This window comes from Micromonospora rifamycinica (assembly GCF_900090265.1).
GTDB classification, from domain to species: domain Bacteria; phylum Actinomycetota; class Actinomycetes; order Mycobacteriales; family Micromonosporaceae; genus Micromonospora; species Micromonospora rifamycinica.
On record NZ_LT607752.1, the window covers coordinates 2,559,501 to 2,577,646 of the forward strand.

The following is an 18,146-nucleotide window of genomic DNA, read 5'->3' on the forward strand; positions in this document are numbered from 1 at the left end:
TGCTCCCGCCATCCTGCCGGGTCGACCGCCCGTCGGGTTCCGTACCCTGCCAGGTGTGAGCCTGTCGCCTTCCCCGTCGTCGCCGAGGTCCCCCGGCGCGGCGGCGTACTCCGAGCGGCTCGGCCTGCCGTGGTGGTGCTGGCTGGCCGGGGCGGCTCTGGCCGGGCTCGCCGCCGCCGAGGTCTGGATGGGGGCCGGCGGGGTCCGGGCCTGGCTGCCCTTCGTGCTGCTGCTGCCGGCCACCCTGGCCGGGCTGTGGTGGCTGGGCCGGGTCCGGGTCGCGGTCGACGACGCCGAACTGCGGGTGGACGACGCCCGGCTACCCGTGCGGTACGTCGCCGACGCGGTCCCGCTCGACGCCGAGGGCCGGCGCGAGGTGCTCGGGGTGGGCGCGGACCCGCTGGCCTTCGTGGTGCAGCGGCCGTGGATCGGCGGCGCGGTGCAGGTGGTGCTCGACGATCCGGACGATCCCACCCCGTTCTGGGTGGTGAGTTCCCGCCGGCCGACCGAGCTGGCCGCCGCCCTGCTGGCCGCCCGCGACACGGCCTGAGCACACCACCCCGGCCCTGAGCACACCACCCCGGCCCTGAGCACACCGCCCCGGCTGGACGCGCGGCCGGTACGGCGGGGCGGCGTCAGGGCAGGGCGGTGCCGCCGCCGGGCAGCTCCCGGCGTTGCCGGCGCAGGTCGCGGCGGAGTTGATCGGCGAGGGTCCGGGTGGCCCGGCGGTTCAGGTAGCTGGCCACGGCCGCCCCGGTGAGGAACGGCCCCAACGTGGTCAGGTTGCGGCCGAACCGCTTGAGCAGGGTGTCCCGCAGCTCCTTGCGGGCGGCGGTGCCGAGCACCGCGCTCACCCCGACGCCCGGGACCATCGGGTTGATGCCCCGCTGGCTGGCCCAGGACTGGACCAGGGCGACGGTCCGTGGGGTTCCGCCGGTCGGCAGCGGCGCTCCGTAGATCTCGTGCAGCTCGCCGATCAGTTTCAGCTCGATCGACACCACGGCCACCGTCTCGGCGGCGAGCAGCACCGGCGCGGAGAGCAGGGTCGGGGCGACCGTCCACTCCACCGCGGCGACCCCGCCACCGGCCGCGCCCACCCCGGCGGTGGCCCGGGTGGCGTTGCGCACCAGCCGGTCGGCGAGCGCCTCGTCGTCCAGCCCGGGGAAGTGCCGCCGCAGCGTCGCCAGGTCCCGCACCGGGATGTGCGGCGCGACGTCGGCCACCGCGTCGGTCATCCAGCGCAGCGCCGCCCTCGGCTTGAACAGGTCGGCGAGCCCTCGGCTGCGGGCCTGCCCGACCAGCCGGGTGAGCAGTTGCCGGCGGCGGGCCGGCGCGAGGTCGTCGGCGGTCAGCGCCGCCACCGTCGCGCCCAGTTCGTCACCGCTACGGTCGGCCGGTTCCGCCTCGTCCTCCCGTTCCGCGGTCCCGGAGGCGGCGTCCGGGGTGCCTGTGCGGCCGCCTGTGCCCACCCGGGCCGCCTCGGCACCCGCGGACGGGTCCGGGGCCGCGACGTCCGCACGGAGGACGTCAGCGGGGCGCGCGGCCGCTTCCGGGGCACCACTGCCCGCGACGGCCGGGGTGCCGCTGTCGGACGGCCCGGCTCCGGACCCCGGACCGTCCGGGTCGGACCCGCCGTGCCGCTCGCCGTGCTCGTTCATCCGCCTGCCCTCCCGCGGCTCCCACCGCTCTGGTGGGCTCCTACCACGAGTCAAGCAGCAACCCGCCGGGTCCGCACGGCGGCTCCGGTAGCGGCGGCCCCCCGAGGAGGCCGCCGCCGGGTGTGGTGGTTGCTCGGACGCAGGTGCTCAGACGCACTCTCGGCAGATCAGATCGCCGTTACGCTCGACCGCCAGCTGGCTGCGGTGGTGCACCAGGAAGCAGCGTCCGCACCGGAACTCGTCCTGCTGCATCGGGAGGACCTTCACGGTCAGCTCCTCGTCGGCCAGGTCGGCGCCGGGCAGCTCGAAGCTCTCGGCCACCTCGGCCTCGTCGACGTCCACGGCGCCCGACTGTGAGTCGACCCGCCGGGCCTTGAGCTCTTCCAGGCTGTCCTCGCCGAGGTCGACCTCGTCGCGACGCGGGGCGTCGTAGTCGGTGGCCATCGGTTCACTCTCCCATATCGATGTTGTCGCTTCCGGTTGTAACGCCGGACGACGCTGTTTCGGTTCCCACTGGCCGGCCACCAATGTTGTCGGTCGCCCGACCCGACGGCCTCCGGATCGAGGCCCTCGGGGGCGAGCGCCGACGAGCGCGGTACCTTACCCCTCCCCCAGGCGAGGCATGTATACCGCCCTCGCGGCAGAGATGTACGCCCCAGCGCCCCAAGATGTTCCCAATGTGACTCAGGCGACACGAAGATAGGGGTAGTAGTACCCCGTTCCCGGTCGCCGCGCCGGCATGTCGGACTGTTTCCACGCGTCCGTCGGACAACCGTTAACCTCAGCGGCGTACTCGACGGCCGACGACGCCGCCCGCCGCCGACGTTCGCCGCCACCACCCACCGTCCGGGAGCACCCAGATGAGCTTTGCGCGAGTGCGAGCACTCGTTGTCGTCGGCCTGCTGGCGCTCGTCGCCCTGGTCTTCGTCGTGGTCGCCGTGGTCCGCGACACCCAGGGCAGCGGGGCCAACGCCCGGGGGTGCCCGGAGGGCTGGCCGCTGGCCGACCTGGCGCTGCGCAACTACAAGGATGTCAAGATCAACATCCTCAACGGCACCAACGAGCCGGGCCTGGCAGGCAGCGTCGCGGACGACTTCCGCAACCGGAAGTTCCAGGTCAAGAAGCAGGGCAACGGCGCGCACTTCGAGGGCGTGGCGCTGCTGCGCTTCGGCCCCAAGGGGGTCGGCTCCGCGCACCTGCTGCGGGCGTTCTTCCTCAACAACGCCGAACGCGACTACGACGCCAAGCGCCAGGACGACACGGTCGACGTGGTGCTGGGCGACGGTTTCCAACAGCTGGCCACCACCACCGAGGTCAACCAGTCCCTCGGCGACCTGGGAGCGCCGGTCGCCCCGGAGGGCTCCTGCCCGATGCCGGCCGAGGACCGGTAACCGGCGGCGCGGTCGCGCCGGCCGGAAACCGGTGACCGGCGGCGCGGCCCGGCCGGTCGAGGACCGGCGGCGCGGCCGGGCCGACCGAGGACCGCCGGCCGGCGGCGGCGCGGCCGGGTCGCGCGGTCAGGGGCCGCCGGAGGCGTCCAGGGCGGCCAGCCGGGTGTGCAGCGCCGCGAACAGCGCCGGCGGGGCCGCGATGACCAGGTCGGGGCCGGGCGGCAGGCCGTTCAGCCCGGTCACCCGCAGCCCGGCCTCCGCCGCGACGAGCCCCCCGGCGGCCAGGTCCCAGGCGGCCAGCCCCTTCTCGTAGTAGGCGTCGACCCGCCCCTCGGCGGCCAGGCAGAGATCCAGCGCCGCCGCCCCCATCCGCCGGATGTCCCGGACGTCCGCGATCAGGTCGGCGATCACCCGGGCCTGGTGCAGCCGGCGGCGGGGGTCGTAGCCGAACCCGGTGGCGACCAGCGCCTGCCCCAGGTCGACCTCGGTGGAGCAGCGCAGCCGTTCGCCGTCCCGCCAGGCTCCGCCGCCCGCGGTGGCGGTCCACTCCTCGCCGGTCGCCACGTTGCGGACCACCCCGGCGACCACCTGCCCGTCCACCTCGGCGGCGAGGGAGACCGCGCAGTACGGGAGCCCGTACAGGTAGTTCACCGTCCCGTCGATCGGGTCGACGATCCAGCGGACCACGCCGGACCCGACCGACCCGGCCGCCGCGCCGCCGTACTCCTCGCCGAGCACCACGTCCTGCGGACGGACCGCGCGCAGGGCCTCCAGGACCTGCCGCTCCACCGCCCGGTCGGCGGCGGTGACCACGTCGGTGGCGGTGCTCTTGGTCGCCGCGACGGAGACCCCCTCGGCCCGCATCCGGGCCGCGGTGCCGGCCGCGTCCCGGGCCACCCCGATCGCGATCTCCAGCAGTTCCCGGGAGGTCGGCACGGAACCGGTCATGGAAGCTGCCCCTTTCGCACCGAGCTACGCGCACCGGACGTACCGGACGGAGATCCCCGGGGTAAGCCGAGCCGGCGTCCCCGCCGAAGCGGGCGACACGCCCAACGGATCCACGTCGTCGATCTCGCCCGGACAGCATAGGCACGCGCCGGACAGGCCGCGCGACACGCGTCCCGCCAGGTCCCGACGTGTCCACGGACCGGCTGGACGGGTCGCCGACCGCCGGGCGGGTAAGATAACCACAAAACTGACATAACTCCCGAACCGGTGGCACAGACGACCGGTTGCCGTGCGCCGCAGGATGATCGCGGCAACCGGGGTTACAATTCACCCTGCCCACGCGCCACGGACCGCCGCCGCACAGCCGGACCGGGACACGGGGGTCACTCAACGACATCGCACGGCACGGCACGCCACGCTGCGCCGGACGACCCCGGCCGTGCTCGCTCTTCGCCTCCGGAAGGTCATTCGTGACAGAACCCCGCCAGCCCGGCGCCGACGTTCGCTCGCTCACCGACACCCTGATCGCCCACGCCCAGAGCGCCGGCGGCCAGTTGACGTCGGCCCAGCTCGCGCGCACCGTCGAGACCGCCGAGGTGACCCCGGCCCAGGCCAAGAAGATCCTGCGGGCGCTCTCCGAGGCGGGCGTGACCGTGGTGGTCGACGGCTCCGCCAGCACCCGCCCCCGCCGGGTGGCCGCCGCCCGCTCGGCCACACCGGCCTCGCGGGCCACCACCGCCAAGACCACCAAGAAGGCCGCCACACCGGCCCCCAAGCAGGCCCCCGCCGCCGAGGAGTCCACCGCGCCGGCTCCGCGCAAGGCGGCCCCACGCAAGGCCGCCACCCCCGCCGGGGTGGCCGCCAAGGCCGTCGCACCGGCCGCCAAGGCGACGAAGTCCACCCGGGCCACCAAGACGACCGTCGCCGACGCCGGCAAGGCCGCCACGAAGCCCAAGGGCGAGGGCACCGAGGGGGAGATCGATCCCGAGCAGCTGGCCGCCGAGATCGAGGACGTGGTGGTCGAGGAGCCGGCCGAGCTGACCCGGGCCGCCGAGACCGACGCCGCCGCGTCCGCCACCGACAACGACTTCGAGTGGGACGACGAGGAGTCCGAGGCGCTCAAGCAGGCCCGGCGGGACGCCGAGCTCACCGCCTCCGCCGACTCGGTCCGGGCGTACCTCAAGCAGATCGGCAAGGTCCCGCTGCTCAACGCCGAGCAGGAGGTCGAGCTGGCCAAGCGGATCGAGGCCGGCCTCTACTCGGCCGAGCGGCTGCGGGCCGCCGACGAGGGCGAGGAGAAGCTCACCCGCGACATGCAGCGCGACCTGCTCTGGATCTCCCGGGACGGTGAGCGCGCCAAGAACCACCTGCTGGAGGCGAACCTCCGGCTGGTCGTCTCGCTGGCCAAGCGGTACACCGGGCGCGGGATGGCCTTCCTCGACCTGATCCAGGAGGGCAACCTCGGCCTGATCCGCGCGGTCGAGAAGTTCGACTACACCAAGGGCTACAAGTTCTCCACCTACGCCACCTGGTGGATCCGGCAGGCGATCACCCGGGCGATGGCCGACCAGGCCCGCACCATCCGCATCCCGGTGCACATGGTCGAGGTGATCAACAAGCTCGGCCGGATCCAGCGCGAGCTGCTCCAGGACCTGGGCCGCGAGCCCACCCCGGAGGAGCTGGCCAAGGAGATGGACATCACACCCGAGAAGGTGCTGGAGATCCAGCAGTACGCTCGGGAGCCAATCTCGCTCGACCAGACCATCGGCGACGAGGGCGACAGCCAGCTCGGTGACTTCATCGAGGACTCGGAAGCCGTCGTCGCCGTCGACGCCGTCTCGTTCTCCCTCCTGCAGGATCAGCTCCAGCAGGTCCTCCAGACGCTCTCCGAGCGGGAGGCGGGCGTGGTGCGGCTACGGTTCGGCCTGACCGACGGCCAACCGCGCACCCTCGACGAGATCGGCCAGGTCTACGGGGTGACCCGGGAACGGATCCGGCAGATCGAGTCCAAGACGATGTCCAAACTCCGACACCCGTCCCGTTCGCAGGTGCTTCGGGACTACCTGGACTGAGCCGGTCACGTCAACCCGTAGTGTCGGTTTGATCACCAGCCGTAGAACACCCGAAGCTACGCGGTCCAATACGCGTTTGTGATCGTTGACGTGGCACCCTGGGTGCACGGCACACTGTCCTTCCCGCCAGGTGTGACCTCGGTCCCCCGCGGGCACACTGGGAAGGCGGGGCCCGGTAAGGGTGTTGCACGATGAGTGAGCAACGACCGAAGAGAGTGTTCATCGGTGACGACCAGAGGAGGAAGGCGATGACCCCGACCCTCACGCCGCCGCCCGCAACGGTGGCGCCCCCAGCCGCCGATGAACGGTGCGACCGCTGCAATGCTGCCGGCAAGCTCCGTATCACTCTGGCGGGTGGGAGCGAGTTGGTGTTCTGTGGGCACCACGCGAACAAGTACGCCGAGGATCTCGTGAAGATCACGGTCAAGTTCGCGACGGACCCGGAGTTCACCTGGCGTGGCGCCGACCTGATGGCGAACTAATTCCGTACCCGTACGACGACATAGCTGGCCGGAGGGATCCTGTGGATCCCTCCGGCCAGCTTTCGTCCATCCCCCGCCCTCCCGCCCTCCCCGCCCGACCCCGGCTCTGCCCTGGCCCGGGTGATCAAGAGATTTCGGTCAGAAATCGGTGATCCGGTGACCAGAACCTCTTGATCACCGGGGCGGGACCAGCGCGGGGCGTGGGGCGGGAGGGCAGGGCGGGGTGTCAGAGGGTCTGGAGGGTGGCTATGCGTTCTTCGAGTTGCTCGATGGTCGCCTGGGCGCTCGGGGGGCCACCGCAGATCCGGCGGAGTTCCGCGTGGATCTTGCCGTGGGGTAGCCCGGTGCGGTGGTGCCGGGCGGCCACCAGGGCGTTCAGTTGACGCCGTAGGCCCACCCGGCGCTGAGCGGCACTCAGGGGTACCGGGGGTGCGACGGGGGCCGCAGCGGCCGGCTCAGCGGCCCGGACGGCTGCCCGGCGGCGCTGCGCGGCGAGCTGGTCGGCCTGGCGCTTGGTCAGCAGCTGCGAGACCTGGTCGGCGGTGAGCAGGCCGGGCAGGCCGAGGTACTCCTCCTCCTCGGGGGTGCCGGCCTGGGCGGCGGTGCCGAAGGACGCCCCGTCGAAGATCACCTGGTCGAGTTCGGCGGTCGCGGAGAGCGCGGTGAACCGCTTCTCCAGCTCGCCACTGGCCTGGTCGTCGCGCTGGGCGCGCTCCAGCAGCTCGTCGTCGAAACCCTCCCGGTCCTTGGGCTTGCCGAGCACGTGGTCCCGCTCGGCCTCCATCTCGCTGGCCAGCCCGAGCAGGTGCGGCACGCTCGGCACGAAGACCGAGGCCGTCTCGCCGGAGCGTCGGGCCCGGACGAACCGGCCGATGGCCTGGGCGAAGTAGAGCGGGGTGCTGGCGCTGGTGGCGTACACCCCGACCGCCAGCCGGGGGATGTCGACGCCCTCGGAGACCATCCGGACCGCCACCAGCCACCGCTGGGTGGACGCCGCGAAGGTCGCGATCCGGGCGGACGCCCCCTGGTCGTCGGAGAGCACCACGGTGGCCTTCTCGCCGGTCACCTGCTCGATCAGCTTGGCGTACGAGCGGGCGGTCTGCTGGTCGCTCGCGATGATCAGGCCACCGGCGTCGGCCATCCCGGCGTTGCGCAGTACCGTCAGCCGGGCGTCGGCGGCCCGCAGCACCTGCGGCATCCAGTCCCCGGCCGGGTCGAGGGCGGTCCGCCAGGCCTGGGCGATCAGGTCCTGGGTCATCGGCTCGCCGAGCCGCGCCGCCAGCTCGTCCCCGGCGTTGGTACGCCACCGGGTCTCCCCCGAGTAGGCCAGGAACAGCACCGGGCGCACGACGCCGTCGCGCAGCGCGTCGGAGTAACCGTAGACCGAGTCGGCGCGGGAGCGCAGCAGCCCGTCGCCACCGCGCTCGTAGCTGACGAACGGGATCGGGTTGTCGTCGGAGCGGAACGGCGTCCCGGTGAGCATCAGCCGGCGTACCGCGGGCTCGAAGGCGTTCTTGACCCCGTCGCCCCAGGAGCGGGAGTCCCCGGCGTGGTGGATCTCGTCGAGGATGACCAGGGTGCGGCGGGTCATGGTGCGCCGCCGGTGCACCTGCGGGGCCATCCCGACCTGGGCGTAGGTGACGACCGCGCCGTGGAAGTCGGCGGCGGAGTGCAGGTCGGCGTTGCGGAACGCCGAATCGAGCTGGATGCCGACCCGGGCGGCGGCCTGCGCCCACTGGGTCTTCAGGTGCTCGGTCGGGGCGACCACGGTGACCGCCTCGACGGTGCCGTCGACCAGCAGCTCGGCGGCGATCCGCAGGGCGAAGGTGGTCTTACCGGCGCCGGGGGTGGCGACGGCGGTGAAGTCTTCGGTACGACGGCGCAGGTACTCCACCATCGCCTTGCGCTGCCAGGCCCGCAGGGGTGGGAACGTCTCCAACGCCGGCAACCGGGGTGCCACCCGAGGCTCCTCTCCGACCGCACGAGGCGGATCCGGGCCGAGGGCCACGGTACCGCCGCCCATGAAAACGCCCTCGCGCACCGCACGCCGCGAAGGCCGGCCCAGCATAACCAGCCGGGCCGGGCATCCCCAGCCGACACCACGCCGACCGACACCGCCCCTGGTCAGGACGGTGGGCGGTCCAGGCCGGTCTCCGGGGGACGCATCGTCGCCACCGGGGCCGACCAGCGCCGCCGCAGCGCCACCAGGCGCAGGACGAAGACCAGCAGCGCCGCCGCGGTCAGCCCGCCCACCCCGGCGTACCCCAGCCCGGTCAGCAGCACCACCATGATCGATCCGGCGAGCGCGGCGACGGCGTAGATCTCCCGGCGCAGCACCACCGGGATCTCGGCGGTGAGCAGGTCCCGGCCGAGGCCGCCGCCGATCGCGGTGAGCATGCCGATCACCACCGCGCCGACCGCCGGCACCCGGGCGTCGAGCGCCTTGAGCGTGCCGGTGACGGTGAACAGCGCCAGCCCGGCGGCGTCCAGCACCAGCACCGTGGTCCGCAGCCGGGCGAGCTGCGGGTGCAGCCAGAACACGGCGGTGGCGGTGACCGCGGCGGTGGCGGCGTACCGCCAGTCGGCGAAGGCGAGCGGCGGTACCTCGTCGATGGCCAGGTCCCGGAAGATCCCACCGCCCAGCGCCGCGACGAACCCGACGAACACCACGCCGAACAGGTCGAGCCGCTTGGCCACCGCCGCGGAGGCACCGGAGGCGGCGAAGACGGCCACCCCGGTCAGGTCGGCCAGGAGCAGGGCGGTGGAGGTGGTCACACCGCCGAAGGGTACGGGTGCGGCCCGTCGGGCCGCCCCGGATCACTCGCGGTACGAGTCGTAGATCTCCTTGCACTTCGGGCAGACCGGGGAGCCGGGCTTGGCGGCCTTGGTCACCGGGAACGTCTCGCCGCAGAGCGCCACCACGTAGGTGCCCATCACGGCACTCTCGGCGATCTTCTCTTTGCGCACGTAATGGAACATCTCGGGACCGGTGTCGGCGTCCTTCACCTCGGGACGCTCAAGAACCTCTGTACTCACAGTCACACCTCCAACAGCCCAAGTTTGGCAGGTCGACCAGGTCCGGTCCACCGCAGCCCACCCCGACGGTGGCCCGTTACGGTAGCCGACGTGACCACCTTCCACATCCGCCCCGGCACCGAGGTCGCCGCGGCCCTGCGCGACGGCCGTCCCGTCGTCGCCCTGGAGAGCACCATCGTCTCGCACGGTCTGCCCCGACCGGACAACCTGCGGGTCGCCCGGGAGATCGAGCAGACGGTACGCGACGCGGGCGCCGTCCCCGCCACCATCGGCATGGTCGACGGCGAGCTCGTCGTCGGCCTCGACGATGACCAGCTGACCCGACTCGCCACCGTCGACCCGGTGGCCAAGCTCTCCGTCCGTGACCTCGCCGTGGCCGCCGCCACCGGCGCGGACGGGGCCACCACGGTGGCCGCCACCAGTGCGGTGGCCGCCGCCGTGGGGATCGGTGTCTTCGCCACCGGCGGACTGGGCGGGGTGCACCGGGAGGCGGCGCAGACCTTCGACGAGTCGGCCGACCTGGTGACCCTGGCGCGTACCCCGATCACCGTGGTCTGCGCCGGGGTCAAGTCGATCCTCGACGTCGGGGCCACCCTGGAGCGGCTGGAGACCCTCGGGGTCGGGGTGGTCGGCTACCGCACCCGACGCTTCCCCGGCTTCTACCTGACCGACTCCGGTTTCGACCTGGACTGGTCGGTGGACTCCCCCGAGCAGGTCGCCGAGGTGCTGGCCGCCCGGGAGCAGCACGGCGTACACCGGGGTGGGTTGATCGTGGCCAACCCGCTGCCGGTCGACGAGCAGCTCGACCCGGCGCTGCACGACCGGACCCTCACCGAGGGGCTGGCCCGGCTGGGCCGCGACGGCGTCACCGGCAAGGCGGTCACCCCGTTCCTGCTGGCCCACTTCCACACGGCCACCGAGGGCGCCAGCCTGGCGGTCAACGTGCGGATCATCCTGCGCAACGCCGACCTGGCCGCGCGGATCGCGGTCGCGTCCGCCCGGCGCGGGGCGGCATGACCGGTCCGGGCCGGATCGTGGTGGTCGGCGACCTGATCACCGACGTGATCGCGGTGCTGGCCGGGGCGCTGGCCACCGGCTCGGACACCCCGGCCGCGATCAGGGTGACCGGCGGCGGCCAGGCGGCCAACACCGCCGCCTGGATCGCCGCCCAGCACGCGCCGGTGACCCTGGTCGGCGCGATCGGGGACGACAGCGCCGGCCGGGACCGGGTGGCCGAGCTGGAGCGGGCCGGCGTGGACTGCGCGGTGGAGGTGCACCCGCAGACCAGCACCGGCACGGTGATCGTGCTGGCCACGGCCGACGAGCGGACCATGGTCACCGAACGGGGGGCCAACCTGCGGCTGACCGCCGGCCACGTGGACCGGGCACTGGCTGCCGTGCCCGACGCCGTCCACCTGCACCTGTCGGCGTACTGCCTGCTGGACGCCGCGTCCCGACCGGCCGGGCTGCGCGCGTTGGCCGCCGCCCGCGAGCGGGGGTTGACGACCAGCGTCGACGCGGCCTCCGCGGCACCGCTGCGGCGGATCGGCGCGGCGGCCTTCCTGTCCTGGGTACGCGACGTCGACCTGCTGCTGGTCAACGCGGACGAGGCCGGGGTGCTGGCCGGCGGGCTGGACCCGGCGGCGCAGGCGCGGGCGCTGTCGGCGGCGGCCCGGCGGGTGGTGGTGAAGCGCGGCGGGGCGGGCGCGATCTGGGTGGACCGGCGGGCGACGATCGGGGTGACCCCCTCGCTGCGGGTCGCCGTGGTGGACGTCACCGGCGCCGGGGACGCCTTCGCGGCGGGCCTGCTCACCGCCTGGACGACCGGCGCGAAGCCGCGTGCGGCGCTGGCCCGGGCCGCCGACCTCGGCGCCCTGGCGGTCTCCACGGTGGGTGCCCGCCCCACACCCGAGGCGGCGACCAGGTAGCGACCGGGCCGTGGGACCGGGCGGCCCGCCGGGCCGTGGGACCGGCCGGGCCGCAGCCTCAGGGCAGCGGCGTCAGGGCAGCCGGCCGGGCCGCGGCGTCAGGGTTCGACGTCGATGATCCGGTGCGGGCGTTCCTCGGCGGTGAGGCTCATCGGCGGCGTCTCGTCGCGGTGACGGGGCTGGAACCTGTTGGCGAGGCGGTGCTCCTCCTTGGGCGGGCGGTCGTTGGCGAGCAGCACCGCCAGCCAGGGGATGAGGATCATGCCCAGCGCCACCAGCGGCAGCCAGAGCCAGAGCAGTGGGGCCTGCACGCCGACCAGGACCGCGCCGGCGATCACACACGCCACCCGGATGCCCATCATCAGCACGTACCGCTTCTGTCGGCTGGTGAGCTGGTCGTCCTGGCTGCGCGAGGCGTCGGTGATCAGAATCGGCTGGTACGCCTGACGCTTCACCATGGACCTCCTGAGGGGGATTCCCCCCATCCTGTCACCGCACCACCTTGATCAGCGAAAATCGACGTACCCGGGCGACGTGTTACGTTCGTGGTACGCTGCGCCGGTGGGCAGCCGGTTCAGCTTCACCGACGAGGCGTTGGCCAACCTGCGGGTCTACGACGTCACCTCGGGGGAAGTGTGGGAGGCGCTGCACGGCACCCACCGGGTGATCCGGCACCTCGGCGAGGACCTGACGGTCGTCTACGCCGCGAACCGTCGCGGCCGACGGCTGGCCGTCCTGCTCGCCGAGGCCGACGGCACCGACCACGACTGGGACGTCCTCTCCGCCCGCGAGCTGAGCGATGTCGAGGCCAAGCGCTACGACGAGGCCGTGCGGAGAACGCGCCGATGAGGAGGCGACGGCGATGAACCGTAACGAGGCCATCAAGCGATTCCACGGCGGCGACGACACGTTCGCCGAGTTGATCGACGACAGCCAGCCGGTGGAGCTGCCCACCCCCGACACCGACGTGCCGATGGTCAGCCGCTCGGTACGCCTGCCGATGGACACCTACGAGCGGGTCCGGTCGGCGGCGGAGGCCCGCGGCATCGGGGTCACCACGCTGATGCGCCAGTGGATCGAGGCCGGCCTGGCCGATCTCGACGACTCGGCCACCGTCTCGCTCGCCGACGTCCGCCGGGCGCTCGCCGCGCTCTCCCGCCCCACCGCCGCCTGACTCACCGCCCGACCCGCGCCGACCCCGGCCTACCAGTCGGCCCGGCCCGCTGGTCGACCCCTGGCCCGCTGGTCGACCCCGGCCTACTGGTCGGCCCCGGCCCGCCGGTCGGCCTTCGCCGCAGCCTTGGCCTGCTGCTTGTACTCGCGGACCCGGCGCAGCGACTCCGCGTCGGTGACGTCGGCGACCGACCGGTACGTGTCCGGGTCGCCGTAACCGCCGGCGGCCCCCCGCCAGCCGGCGGGACGGACCCGGTACCGCTTGCCGAGCAGCGCCACGAAGATCTGCGCCTTCTGGGTGCCGAAGCCGGGCAGGCCGGCGATCCGGCGCAGCAACTCCCGCCCGTCGGCGACGTCCGCCCAGAGCCGGCCGGCGTCGCCGTCGTACCGGTCGACCAGGATCCGGCACAGCTCCTGCACCCGGCCGGCCATCGCCTTCGGGAAGCGGTGCAGCGCGGGCGGGCCGGCGAAGACCGCCACCAGCGCGGCCGGATCGTAGTCGGCCAACTCCCGCGCGTCCGGGTCGTGACCCAGCCGCTGGGCGAGCACGTACGGGGACGAGAAGGCCTTCTCCATCGGCACCTGCTGGTCCAGCAGCATCCCCGTCAGCAGGGCCAACGGGCTGCGTTCCAGCAGCCGGTTGGCCTCGCCGTCGATGGGCAGCGAGAGCGTCATGCCCCCATCCTGCCCGCCCGGCCCGCCCGGCCCACGGAACTCCGACCAGCAGCCGCGCCGGCGGGGCCGGGCAGCGGTCGGTGACACGCAGGTGCCGCCGGAGGCAGGCGGACGCGACGCGGCCCGGTGGACACCGCGGGTGTCCACCGGGCCGGCCGTGGCGCAGCGGGTCAGTTCACGACGAAGAGCAGCCGGTTCGGCGAGCCCGAGCCGGGGCTGGTCACCACGTTGGGGGTGGCGCTGCTGGTCAGGGAGCTGGCGACCTGGGCCGGGGTGTAGGAGGGGTTGGCCGACAGGACCAGGGCGGCGGCACCGGCGACGTGCGGGGACGCCATCGAGGTGCCGCTGATCGAGTTGGTGGCGGTGTCGTTGGTGTTCCAGGACGAGGTGATGCTCGAACCCGGCGCGAACAGGTCGACGCAGGAGCCGTAGTTGGAGTAGGAGGCCCGCGCGTCGGTGTTGGTGGTGGCGCCGACGGTGATGGCCGAGGCGACCCGCGACGGCGAGGAGTTGCAGGCGTTGGCGTTGGAGTTGCCGGCCGCCAGCGCGTACGTGACGCCCGAGCTGATCGAGCTGGCCACCGCGTTGTCGAGGGTGGTGCTGACCCCGCCGCCGAGGCTCATGTTGGCCACCGCCGGCTTGACGGCGTTGGCGGTCACCCAGTTGACGCCACTGATCACGCCGGTGGTGCTGCCGCTGCCCCGGCAGTTGAGCACCTTGACCGCGATCAGCCGGACCCCCTTGGCGACGCCGTACTTGGTGCCGCCGACGGTGCCGGCGACGTGGGTGCCGTGGCCGTTGCAGTCGGTGTTGTTGGAGTCGACGGTGTTGGTGCCCCAGGTGGCCCGCCCACCGAAGTCGGAGTGGGTGGTCCGGATACCGGTGTCGATGATGTAGGCCCGCACGTTGGTGGCCGTGTTCGGGTAGGTGTAGCTGGAGTTCAGCGGCAGGTTGCGCTGGTCGATGCGGTCCAGGCCCCAGGACGGCGGGTTGGCCTGGGTCGCCTGGGCGGTCATCACCCGGTCCTGCTCGACGTAGGCCACCGACGGGTCGGCGGCGAGCCGGCTGGCCTGGCCGGCGCTCATCTTCGCGCTGAAGCCGGTGAGCGCGGCGCTGTAGACGTCGGCGACCTTCCCGCCGTACCGCTTGGTGAGGCTGGCGGCCCGGTCGGGCACGGCGGTCCGGGCGGCGCGGCTGTTGGCGGCGCCGACGACGTCGCCCTTGAGCACGACCAGGTAGCTGCCGCTGATCGCGTCGGGGGCGGAGGCGTAGCGGATCTGGCCGGTGGGGGCGGCGAGGGCGGGGGCACCGGCGGCGACGGAGAAGGCCGCGGCGGCGGCCGCGACGGCGACCGCGCGGATCGCGCGACGCCGGGGAACGGACACGTCGGACATCGTCTGAACTCCCTACCGGGTACGAACGGACAGGCTGGGCCGTCCGAAACGTCCCATCGACTGATGTTGAGGGAATGCTAACCAGACATTGACAAACGTAAAAGAGATAACGGCTGGAGGATTGAGCTGGTGGTATGGATGTCCCGGGTGCCCGCCACCGGGCACCCCGCGCCAGGCAGGATGGCGAGGTGGACCGACACGACATGCTGCTCTCCCCCGCCGGCGTCGACGCGCTGCGCACCGCGCTCACCAGCGCCGACTTCACCGCCAACGGCATCGCCGGCCGGCTCGGCCCGCAGGCCACCGGCGGGGTGGCCCGCAACGACTTCCGGGCCGCGCTGCGCGCCACCGCAGACCGGGATCCGTTGGCCACCCTGATCCGGGTGTTCATCTGCGACCAGACCGAGCCCGAAGCGGCGGTCGCCGCCGCGCTCGCCCCGCTCGACCTGGCCGAGGCCGTCGCCGCCGGTCTGGTCGAGCCGTACGGCGACGGCCTGCGCGCCGGGGTGGACCTGGAGCCGTACGGGGACGCCTGGTGGGTGCTCGCCGACGTGCCGGCCAGCGCCCGCCCGGGTCGACCACTGCACAGCGAACACGTGCTCGGCATCGGCGGGGCCACCCACACCCTGATCGGGGCGACCGTCCGCCGCCCGGTGGACACCGCGCTGGACCTGGGCACCGGCTCCGGCGTGCAGGCCCTGCACCTGGCCACCCACGCCCGGCGGGTGACCGCCACCGACGTGTCGGAGCGGGCACTGCGCTTCGCCGCCACCACCGCCGCCCTGAACGGGCAGGACTGGGAACTGCTGCGCGGCGACCTGGTCGCCCCGGTGGCCGGCCGGCGGTTCGACCTGGTGGTCAGCAACCCGCCGTTCGTGGTCGGGCCGGGCACCACCACCCACGTCTACCGCGACTCCGGCCGGGTGGGCGACGCGATCGGCGCCGAGCTGGCCGCCGCCGCGCCGGGCCTGCTCACCGAGGGTGGGACCATGCAGTACCTGGCCAACTGGGTGCACGTCGCCGGGGAGGACTGGGCGGAGCGGGTGACCGGCTGGTTCGCCGGCACCGGGCTGGACGCCTGGGTGATCCAGCGCGAGGTCGCCGACCCGATGGCGTACGTGCACCTGTGGCTGACCGACGTCGGCGAGGCGGCCGACCCGCACCGGGCGGCGGCCTGGCTGGACTGGTTCGACGCGCACAAGGTCGAGGCGATCGGCTTCGGCATCGTCTCACTGCGCCGGGGTGGTCACGCCGACCCGACCGTACGGGTGGAGGACCTGCGCCAGCGGGTCGAACCGCCACTGGGCGACCAGGTGGCCGGCTGGTTCGACCGGCAGGACTTCGTGCGCGCCCGGGGGGTCGACGGCCTGCTCGACACCCGCTACCGGGCGGCCCCGGGGCTGCAACTGCGCCAGGAGGCGACGATCGGCGACGAGGGCTGGGCGGTCGACCGGCAGGTCCTGACGATGCCGCACGGGCTGCGCTGGAGCGAGGAGATCGATCCGCTGGTGCTGGCCCTGGTGGGCGGCTGCGACGGCCGGTTGCCGCTGCGTGACCAGCTCGCCCTGCTCGCCGTCGCGCACGACGTCACCACCGACGAGCTGGCCGAGGCGGCCGGCCCGATCGTGGCCCGGCTGGTCGAGCGGGGCATCGTCGAGCCGGTGACCGACTGATGCGGGCGGCCGAACAGGGCATCGCGATGCCGGCGGCCGAACAGGGCATCGCGATGCCGGCGGCCGAGCGGGGCGTCGTGATGCGAGCGGCCGAACAGGGCGTCGTCGAGCCGGTGACCGGCTGATGCGGGCGGTGGTGCAGACGGTAGGCCGCGCCAGCGTCACCGTCGACGGCGAGGTGGTCGGCGCGATCACCGACGGCCTGCTGGTGCTGCTGGGTGTCACCCACACCGACACCCCCGAGCTGGCCCGGACGATGGCCCGCAAGGTGCACGAGCTGCGCGTCCTCGACGACGAACGTAGCGCCGCCGACACCGGTGCCCCGATCCTGGTGGTCAGCCAGTTCACCCTCTACGGCGACACCCGCAAGGGGCGCCGCCCGAGCTGGACCGCCGCCGCCCCCGCCGAGGCGGCCGAACCCCTGGTCACCGCCATGGTCCAGGCGCTCCGCGACCGGGGCGCTACGGTCGAGACCGGCCGCTTCCGCGCCCACATGCTGGTCGAGAGCACCAACATCGGCCCCCGCACCCTCCTCCTGGACCTCTAACCCACCCCCTCCCCACCCCGCGCCCCGCACCCACCCCCACCCGCCCTGGTGATCAAGAGGTTTGTGTCAATCCGAAGATCAAAGTTGACGCAAACCTCTTGATCACCGGGGACAGTGGGGGCGGGGACGGGGGGGGACGGGGACGGGGGGAGGGTGGGGAGAGGGGGACAGGGGGAACGGGTCAGGAGAAGAGGCCTCGGCGTTGGAGGGACTGGCGGAGCCAGCCGTCGAGTTGGGCGGCCCAGTCGGTGCGGTCGGCGGTGGCGTGGTCGACGGTGAACCGGCCGAAGGCGTCCCGGCCCTCGGTGAACAGGCCGCCGCGCTTGTCCATCTCCAGCACCACCTGCACCTGGTGCGGGTCGGTGACGAAGGTGACCTCCAGCTGGTTGATCGCCCCGGCGTACTGCGGCGCGGGGTAGAACTCGATCTCCTGGTAGAACGGCAGGCTCTGCCGTACGCCATAGATGTGGCCGCGCTCGACGTCGGCGCGGGCGAACCGGAAGCCCAGCCGCAGCAGCGCCTCCAGCAGCCGCTCCTGGGCCGGCAGCGGGTGCACCGACACCGCGTCCAGGTCACCCTTGTCGACCGCGCGGGCCACCTCCAGCTCGGTGCGCAGCCCCATCGTCATCCCGTGCAGCCGGTGGCCGTACAGGTCGGTCAGCGGGGTCTCCCACGGCACGGCGAACCGGAACGGGATGTCGTACCGCTGCCCGGCCTCCAGCCGGAACGGGCCGGTGACCTGCTGCCGGGCGAACTCCTGGGTGGTCTCGTACTCGGAGTCGGCACTCTCCACCTCGACCCGGGTGACCAGACCGAGCGCCACGTACTCGATGTCGGTGGCGTGGTCGCCGCCGGCCACGTGCACCCGCCCCTCCAGCACCCCGCCCGGACGGCAGTTCGGATTGGCGAGCACGGTCTCCACCGACGGACCGCCCACCCCCATCGACTGCATGAGCCGCTTGAAGACCACCACGTCCTCCATTGCCTGTTCAGGGCCGACCCGCATAGTCGACCGCTGGCACGGTAGCCGGACCTGGCAAGACCGCCGACGGCCCACCCCGCATCCGACCGGATTGCTGTCGGTTCCCCGATCGCCTCACCCCCGTTTCACGTCCCGGTTGGAAAGCTGTGCATCACCGGGGCCGATGGCACCGGTAGGCGACACCGAA

The 18,146-nt window shown here is 73.3% G+C and carries 21 protein-coding genes; 11 read left to right on the plus strand and 10 right to left on the minus strand.

The genetic code is table 11. The features are described from left to right. The first annotated feature begins 55 nt into the window (after positions 1-55). Positions 56-550, plus strand: coding sequence for a DUF3093 domain-containing protein (locus GA0070623_RS10275; RefSeq protein WP_067315201.1), 495 nt, complete (start codon positions 56-58; stop codon positions 548-550). 85 nt (positions 551-635) lie between these two features. On the opposite strand, the gene GA0070623_RS10280 is transcribed toward GA0070623_RS10275, so the two are convergent. Both GA0070623_RS10280 and GA0070623_RS10285 read right to left on the minus strand, forming a co-directional pair. Next, positions 636-1,373, minus strand: coding sequence for a hypothetical protein (locus tag GA0070623_RS10280; RefSeq protein WP_089004298.1), 738 nt, complete (start codon positions 1,371-1,373; stop codon positions 636-638). Between the two features lie 432 nt (positions 1,374-1,805). Further along, on the minus strand, positions 1,806-2,102 hold the full coding sequence (locus GA0070623_RS10285) for a DUF4193 domain-containing protein (RefSeq protein WP_067315205.1): 297 nt from the start codon (positions 2,100-2,102) through the stop codon (positions 1,806-1,808). Positions 2,103-2,533: 431 nt separating this feature from the next. On the opposite strand from GA0070623_RS10285, the gene GA0070623_RS10290 reads away from it, so the two are divergent. Next, the gene (locus GA0070623_RS10290) at positions 2,534-3,049 is read left to right on the plus strand and encodes a LytR C-terminal domain-containing protein (RefSeq protein WP_172898504.1); all 516 of its coding nucleotides are present in this window, start codon (positions 2,534-2,536) and stop codon (positions 3,047-3,049) included. Positions 3,050-3,175: 126 nt separating this feature from the next. Here the strand turns inward: GA0070623_RS10290 and GA0070623_RS10295 are convergent, their stop codons facing one another. Further along, on the minus strand, positions 3,176-3,997 hold the full coding sequence (locus GA0070623_RS10295) for an inositol monophosphatase family protein (protein ID WP_067315209.1): 822 nt from the start codon (positions 3,995-3,997) through the stop codon (positions 3,176-3,178). 470 nt (positions 3,998-4,467) lie between these two features. Here GA0070623_RS10295 and GA0070623_RS10300 point away from each other — a divergent pair, with 470 nt between their 5' ends. Together GA0070623_RS10300 and GA0070623_RS10305 are read left to right on the plus strand one after the other, a co-directional pair. Continuing rightward, positions 4,468-6,069, plus strand: a complete 1,602-nt coding sequence (locus tag GA0070623_RS10300; RefSeq protein WP_089003994.1) for an RNA polymerase sigma factor — start codon at positions 4,468-4,470, stop codon at positions 6,067-6,069. Between the two features lie 248 nt (positions 6,070-6,317). After that, on the plus strand, positions 6,318-6,551 hold the full coding sequence (locus GA0070623_RS10305; RefSeq protein ID WP_067313888.1) for a DUF7455 domain-containing protein: 234 nt from the start codon (positions 6,318-6,320) through the stop codon (positions 6,549-6,551). Between the two features lie 226 nt (positions 6,552-6,777). Here the strand turns inward: GA0070623_RS10305 and GA0070623_RS10310 are convergent, their stop codons facing one another. The 3 genes from GA0070623_RS10310 to GA0070623_RS10320 form a co-directional block, all read right to left on the minus strand. Beyond that, entirely contained in the window at positions 6,778-8,511 is a 1,734-nt protein-coding gene (locus GA0070623_RS10310; RefSeq protein WP_089003995.1) for a DEAD/DEAH box helicase, read from the minus strand. A 164-nt stretch (positions 8,512-8,675) separates the two neighbouring features. Further along, positions 8,676-9,326, minus strand: coding sequence for a trimeric intracellular cation channel family protein (locus GA0070623_RS10315; RefSeq protein WP_067313869.1), 651 nt, complete (start codon positions 9,324-9,326; stop codon positions 8,676-8,678). A 42-nt stretch (positions 9,327-9,368) separates the two neighbouring features. Further along, positions 9,369-9,593 (minus strand): DUF3039 domain-containing protein, encoded by a 225-nt coding sequence (locus GA0070623_RS10320; protein WP_172898387.1) that lies wholly within the window; start codon positions 9,591-9,593, stop codon positions 9,369-9,371. 84 nt (positions 9,594-9,677) lie between these two features. On the opposite strand from GA0070623_RS10320, the gene GA0070623_RS10325 reads away from it, so the two are divergent. Continuing rightward, a complete protein-coding gene (locus GA0070623_RS10325) occupies positions 9,678-10,604 on the plus strand; it encodes a pseudouridine-5'-phosphate glycosidase (protein ID WP_067313873.1) in 927 nt (308 codons plus the stop codon). Further along, entirely contained in the window at positions 10,601-11,515 is a 915-nt protein-coding gene (locus tag GA0070623_RS10330) for a carbohydrate kinase family protein (protein ID WP_067313876.1), read from the plus strand. Before GA0070623_RS10325 ends, GA0070623_RS10330 begins: the two co-directional genes overlap by 4 nt. Before the next feature lie 98 nt (positions 11,516-11,613). Here GA0070623_RS10330 and GA0070623_RS10335 read toward each other — a convergent pair whose 3' ends face one another. Further along, the gene (locus tag GA0070623_RS10335; protein WP_172898388.1) at positions 11,614-11,973 is read right to left on the minus strand and encodes a DUF3099 domain-containing protein; all 360 of its coding nucleotides are present in this window, start codon (positions 11,971-11,973) and stop codon (positions 11,614-11,616) included. A gap of 103 nt (positions 11,974-12,076) precedes the next feature. Here GA0070623_RS10335 and GA0070623_RS10340 point away from each other — a divergent pair, with 103 nt between their 5' ends. Together GA0070623_RS10340 and GA0070623_RS10345 are read left to right on the plus strand one after the other, a co-directional pair. Then, positions 12,077-12,364, plus strand: coding sequence for a hypothetical protein (locus GA0070623_RS10340; RefSeq protein ID WP_231932742.1), 288 nt, complete (start codon positions 12,077-12,079; stop codon positions 12,362-12,364). A gap of 13 nt (positions 12,365-12,377) precedes the next feature. Next, positions 12,378-12,689, plus strand: coding sequence for a hypothetical protein (locus GA0070623_RS10345; RefSeq protein WP_067313878.1), 312 nt, complete (start codon positions 12,378-12,380; stop codon positions 12,687-12,689). Positions 12,690-12,772: 83 nt separating this feature from the next. Here the strand turns inward: GA0070623_RS10345 and GA0070623_RS10350 are convergent, their stop codons facing one another. Both GA0070623_RS10350 and GA0070623_RS10355 read right to left on the minus strand, forming a co-directional pair. Further along, positions 12,773-13,363, minus strand: a complete 591-nt coding sequence (locus GA0070623_RS10350) for an HhH-GPD-type base excision DNA repair protein (RefSeq protein WP_067313880.1) — start codon at positions 13,361-13,363, stop codon at positions 12,773-12,775. 170 nt (positions 13,364-13,533) lie between these two features. Then, positions 13,534-14,757, minus strand: a complete 1,224-nt coding sequence (locus GA0070623_RS10355) for a S8 family peptidase (RefSeq protein ID WP_067313882.1) — start codon at positions 14,755-14,757, stop codon at positions 13,534-13,536. Positions 14,758-14,945: 188 nt separating this feature from the next. Here GA0070623_RS10355 and GA0070623_RS10360 point away from each other — a divergent pair, with 188 nt between their 5' ends. Genes GA0070623_RS10360 through dtd form a run of 3 tightly spaced genes read left to right on the plus strand, consistent with a single transcriptional unit; the run spans position 14,946 to position 16,977 of the window. Continuing rightward, positions 14,946-16,430 (plus strand): DUF7782 domain-containing protein, encoded by a 1,485-nt coding sequence (locus GA0070623_RS10360; protein ID WP_172898389.1) that lies wholly within the window; start codon positions 14,946-14,948, stop codon positions 16,428-16,430. After that, entirely contained in the window at positions 16,430-16,555 is a 126-nt protein-coding gene (locus tag GA0070623_RS31380) for a hypothetical protein (RefSeq protein WP_269458980.1), read from the plus strand. The genes GA0070623_RS10360 and GA0070623_RS31380 overlap by 1 nt, the downstream gene beginning before the upstream one ends. Beyond that, positions 16,555-16,977 (plus strand): D-aminoacyl-tRNA deacylase, encoded by a 423-nt coding sequence (gene dtd, locus GA0070623_RS10365; protein ID WP_067313886.1) that lies wholly within the window; start codon positions 16,555-16,557, stop codon positions 16,975-16,977. Before GA0070623_RS31380 ends, dtd begins: the two co-directional genes overlap by 1 nt. Before the next feature lie 181 nt (positions 16,978-17,158). Here dtd and GA0070623_RS10370 read toward each other — a convergent pair whose 3' ends face one another. Next, positions 17,159-17,947, minus strand: coding sequence for a sporulation protein (locus tag GA0070623_RS10370; RefSeq protein WP_089004299.1), 789 nt, complete (start codon positions 17,945-17,947; stop codon positions 17,159-17,161). Between the last annotated feature and the right edge of the window lie 199 nt (positions 17,948-18,146).

Bases quoted from the DNA above. Each gene is read 5' to 3' on its own strand.
- GA0070623_RS31380 (WP_269458980.1), top strand. From the start codon at position 16,430: ATGCGGGCGGCCGAACAGGGCATCGCGATGCCGGCGGCCGAACAGGGC.
- dtd (WP_067313886.1), top strand. From the start codon at position 16,555: ATGCGGGCGGTGGTGCAGACGGTAGGCCGCGCCAGCGTCACCGTCGAC.
- GA0070623_RS10345 (WP_067313878.1), top strand. From the start codon at position 12,378: ATGAACCGTAACGAGGCCATCAAGCGATTCCACGGCGGCGACGACACG.
- GA0070623_RS10285 (WP_067315205.1), bottom strand. From the start codon at position 2,102: ATGGCCACCGACTACGACGCCCCGCGTCGCGACGAGGTCGACCTCGGC.
- GA0070623_RS10330 (WP_067313876.1), top strand. From the start codon at position 10,601: ATGACCGGTCCGGGCCGGATCGTGGTGGTCGGCGACCTGATCACCGAC.
- GA0070623_RS10335 (WP_172898388.1), bottom strand. From the start codon at position 11,973: ATGGTGAAGCGTCAGGCGTACCAGCCGATTCTGATCACCGACGCCTCG.
- GA0070623_RS10350 (WP_067313880.1), bottom strand. From the start codon at position 13,363: ATGACGCTCTCGCTGCCCATCGACGGCGAGGCCAACCGGCTGCTGGAA.
- GA0070623_RS10295 (WP_067315209.1), bottom strand. From the start codon at position 3,997: ATGACCGGTTCCGTGCCGACCTCCCGGGAACTGCTGGAGATCGCGATC.
- GA0070623_RS10355 (WP_067313882.1), bottom strand. From the start codon at position 14,757: ATGTCCGACGTGTCCGTTCCCCGGCGTCGCGCGATCCGCGCGGTCGCC.
- GA0070623_RS10305 (WP_067313888.1), top strand. From the start codon at position 6,318: ATGACCCCGACCCTCACGCCGCCGCCCGCAACGGTGGCGCCCCCAGCC.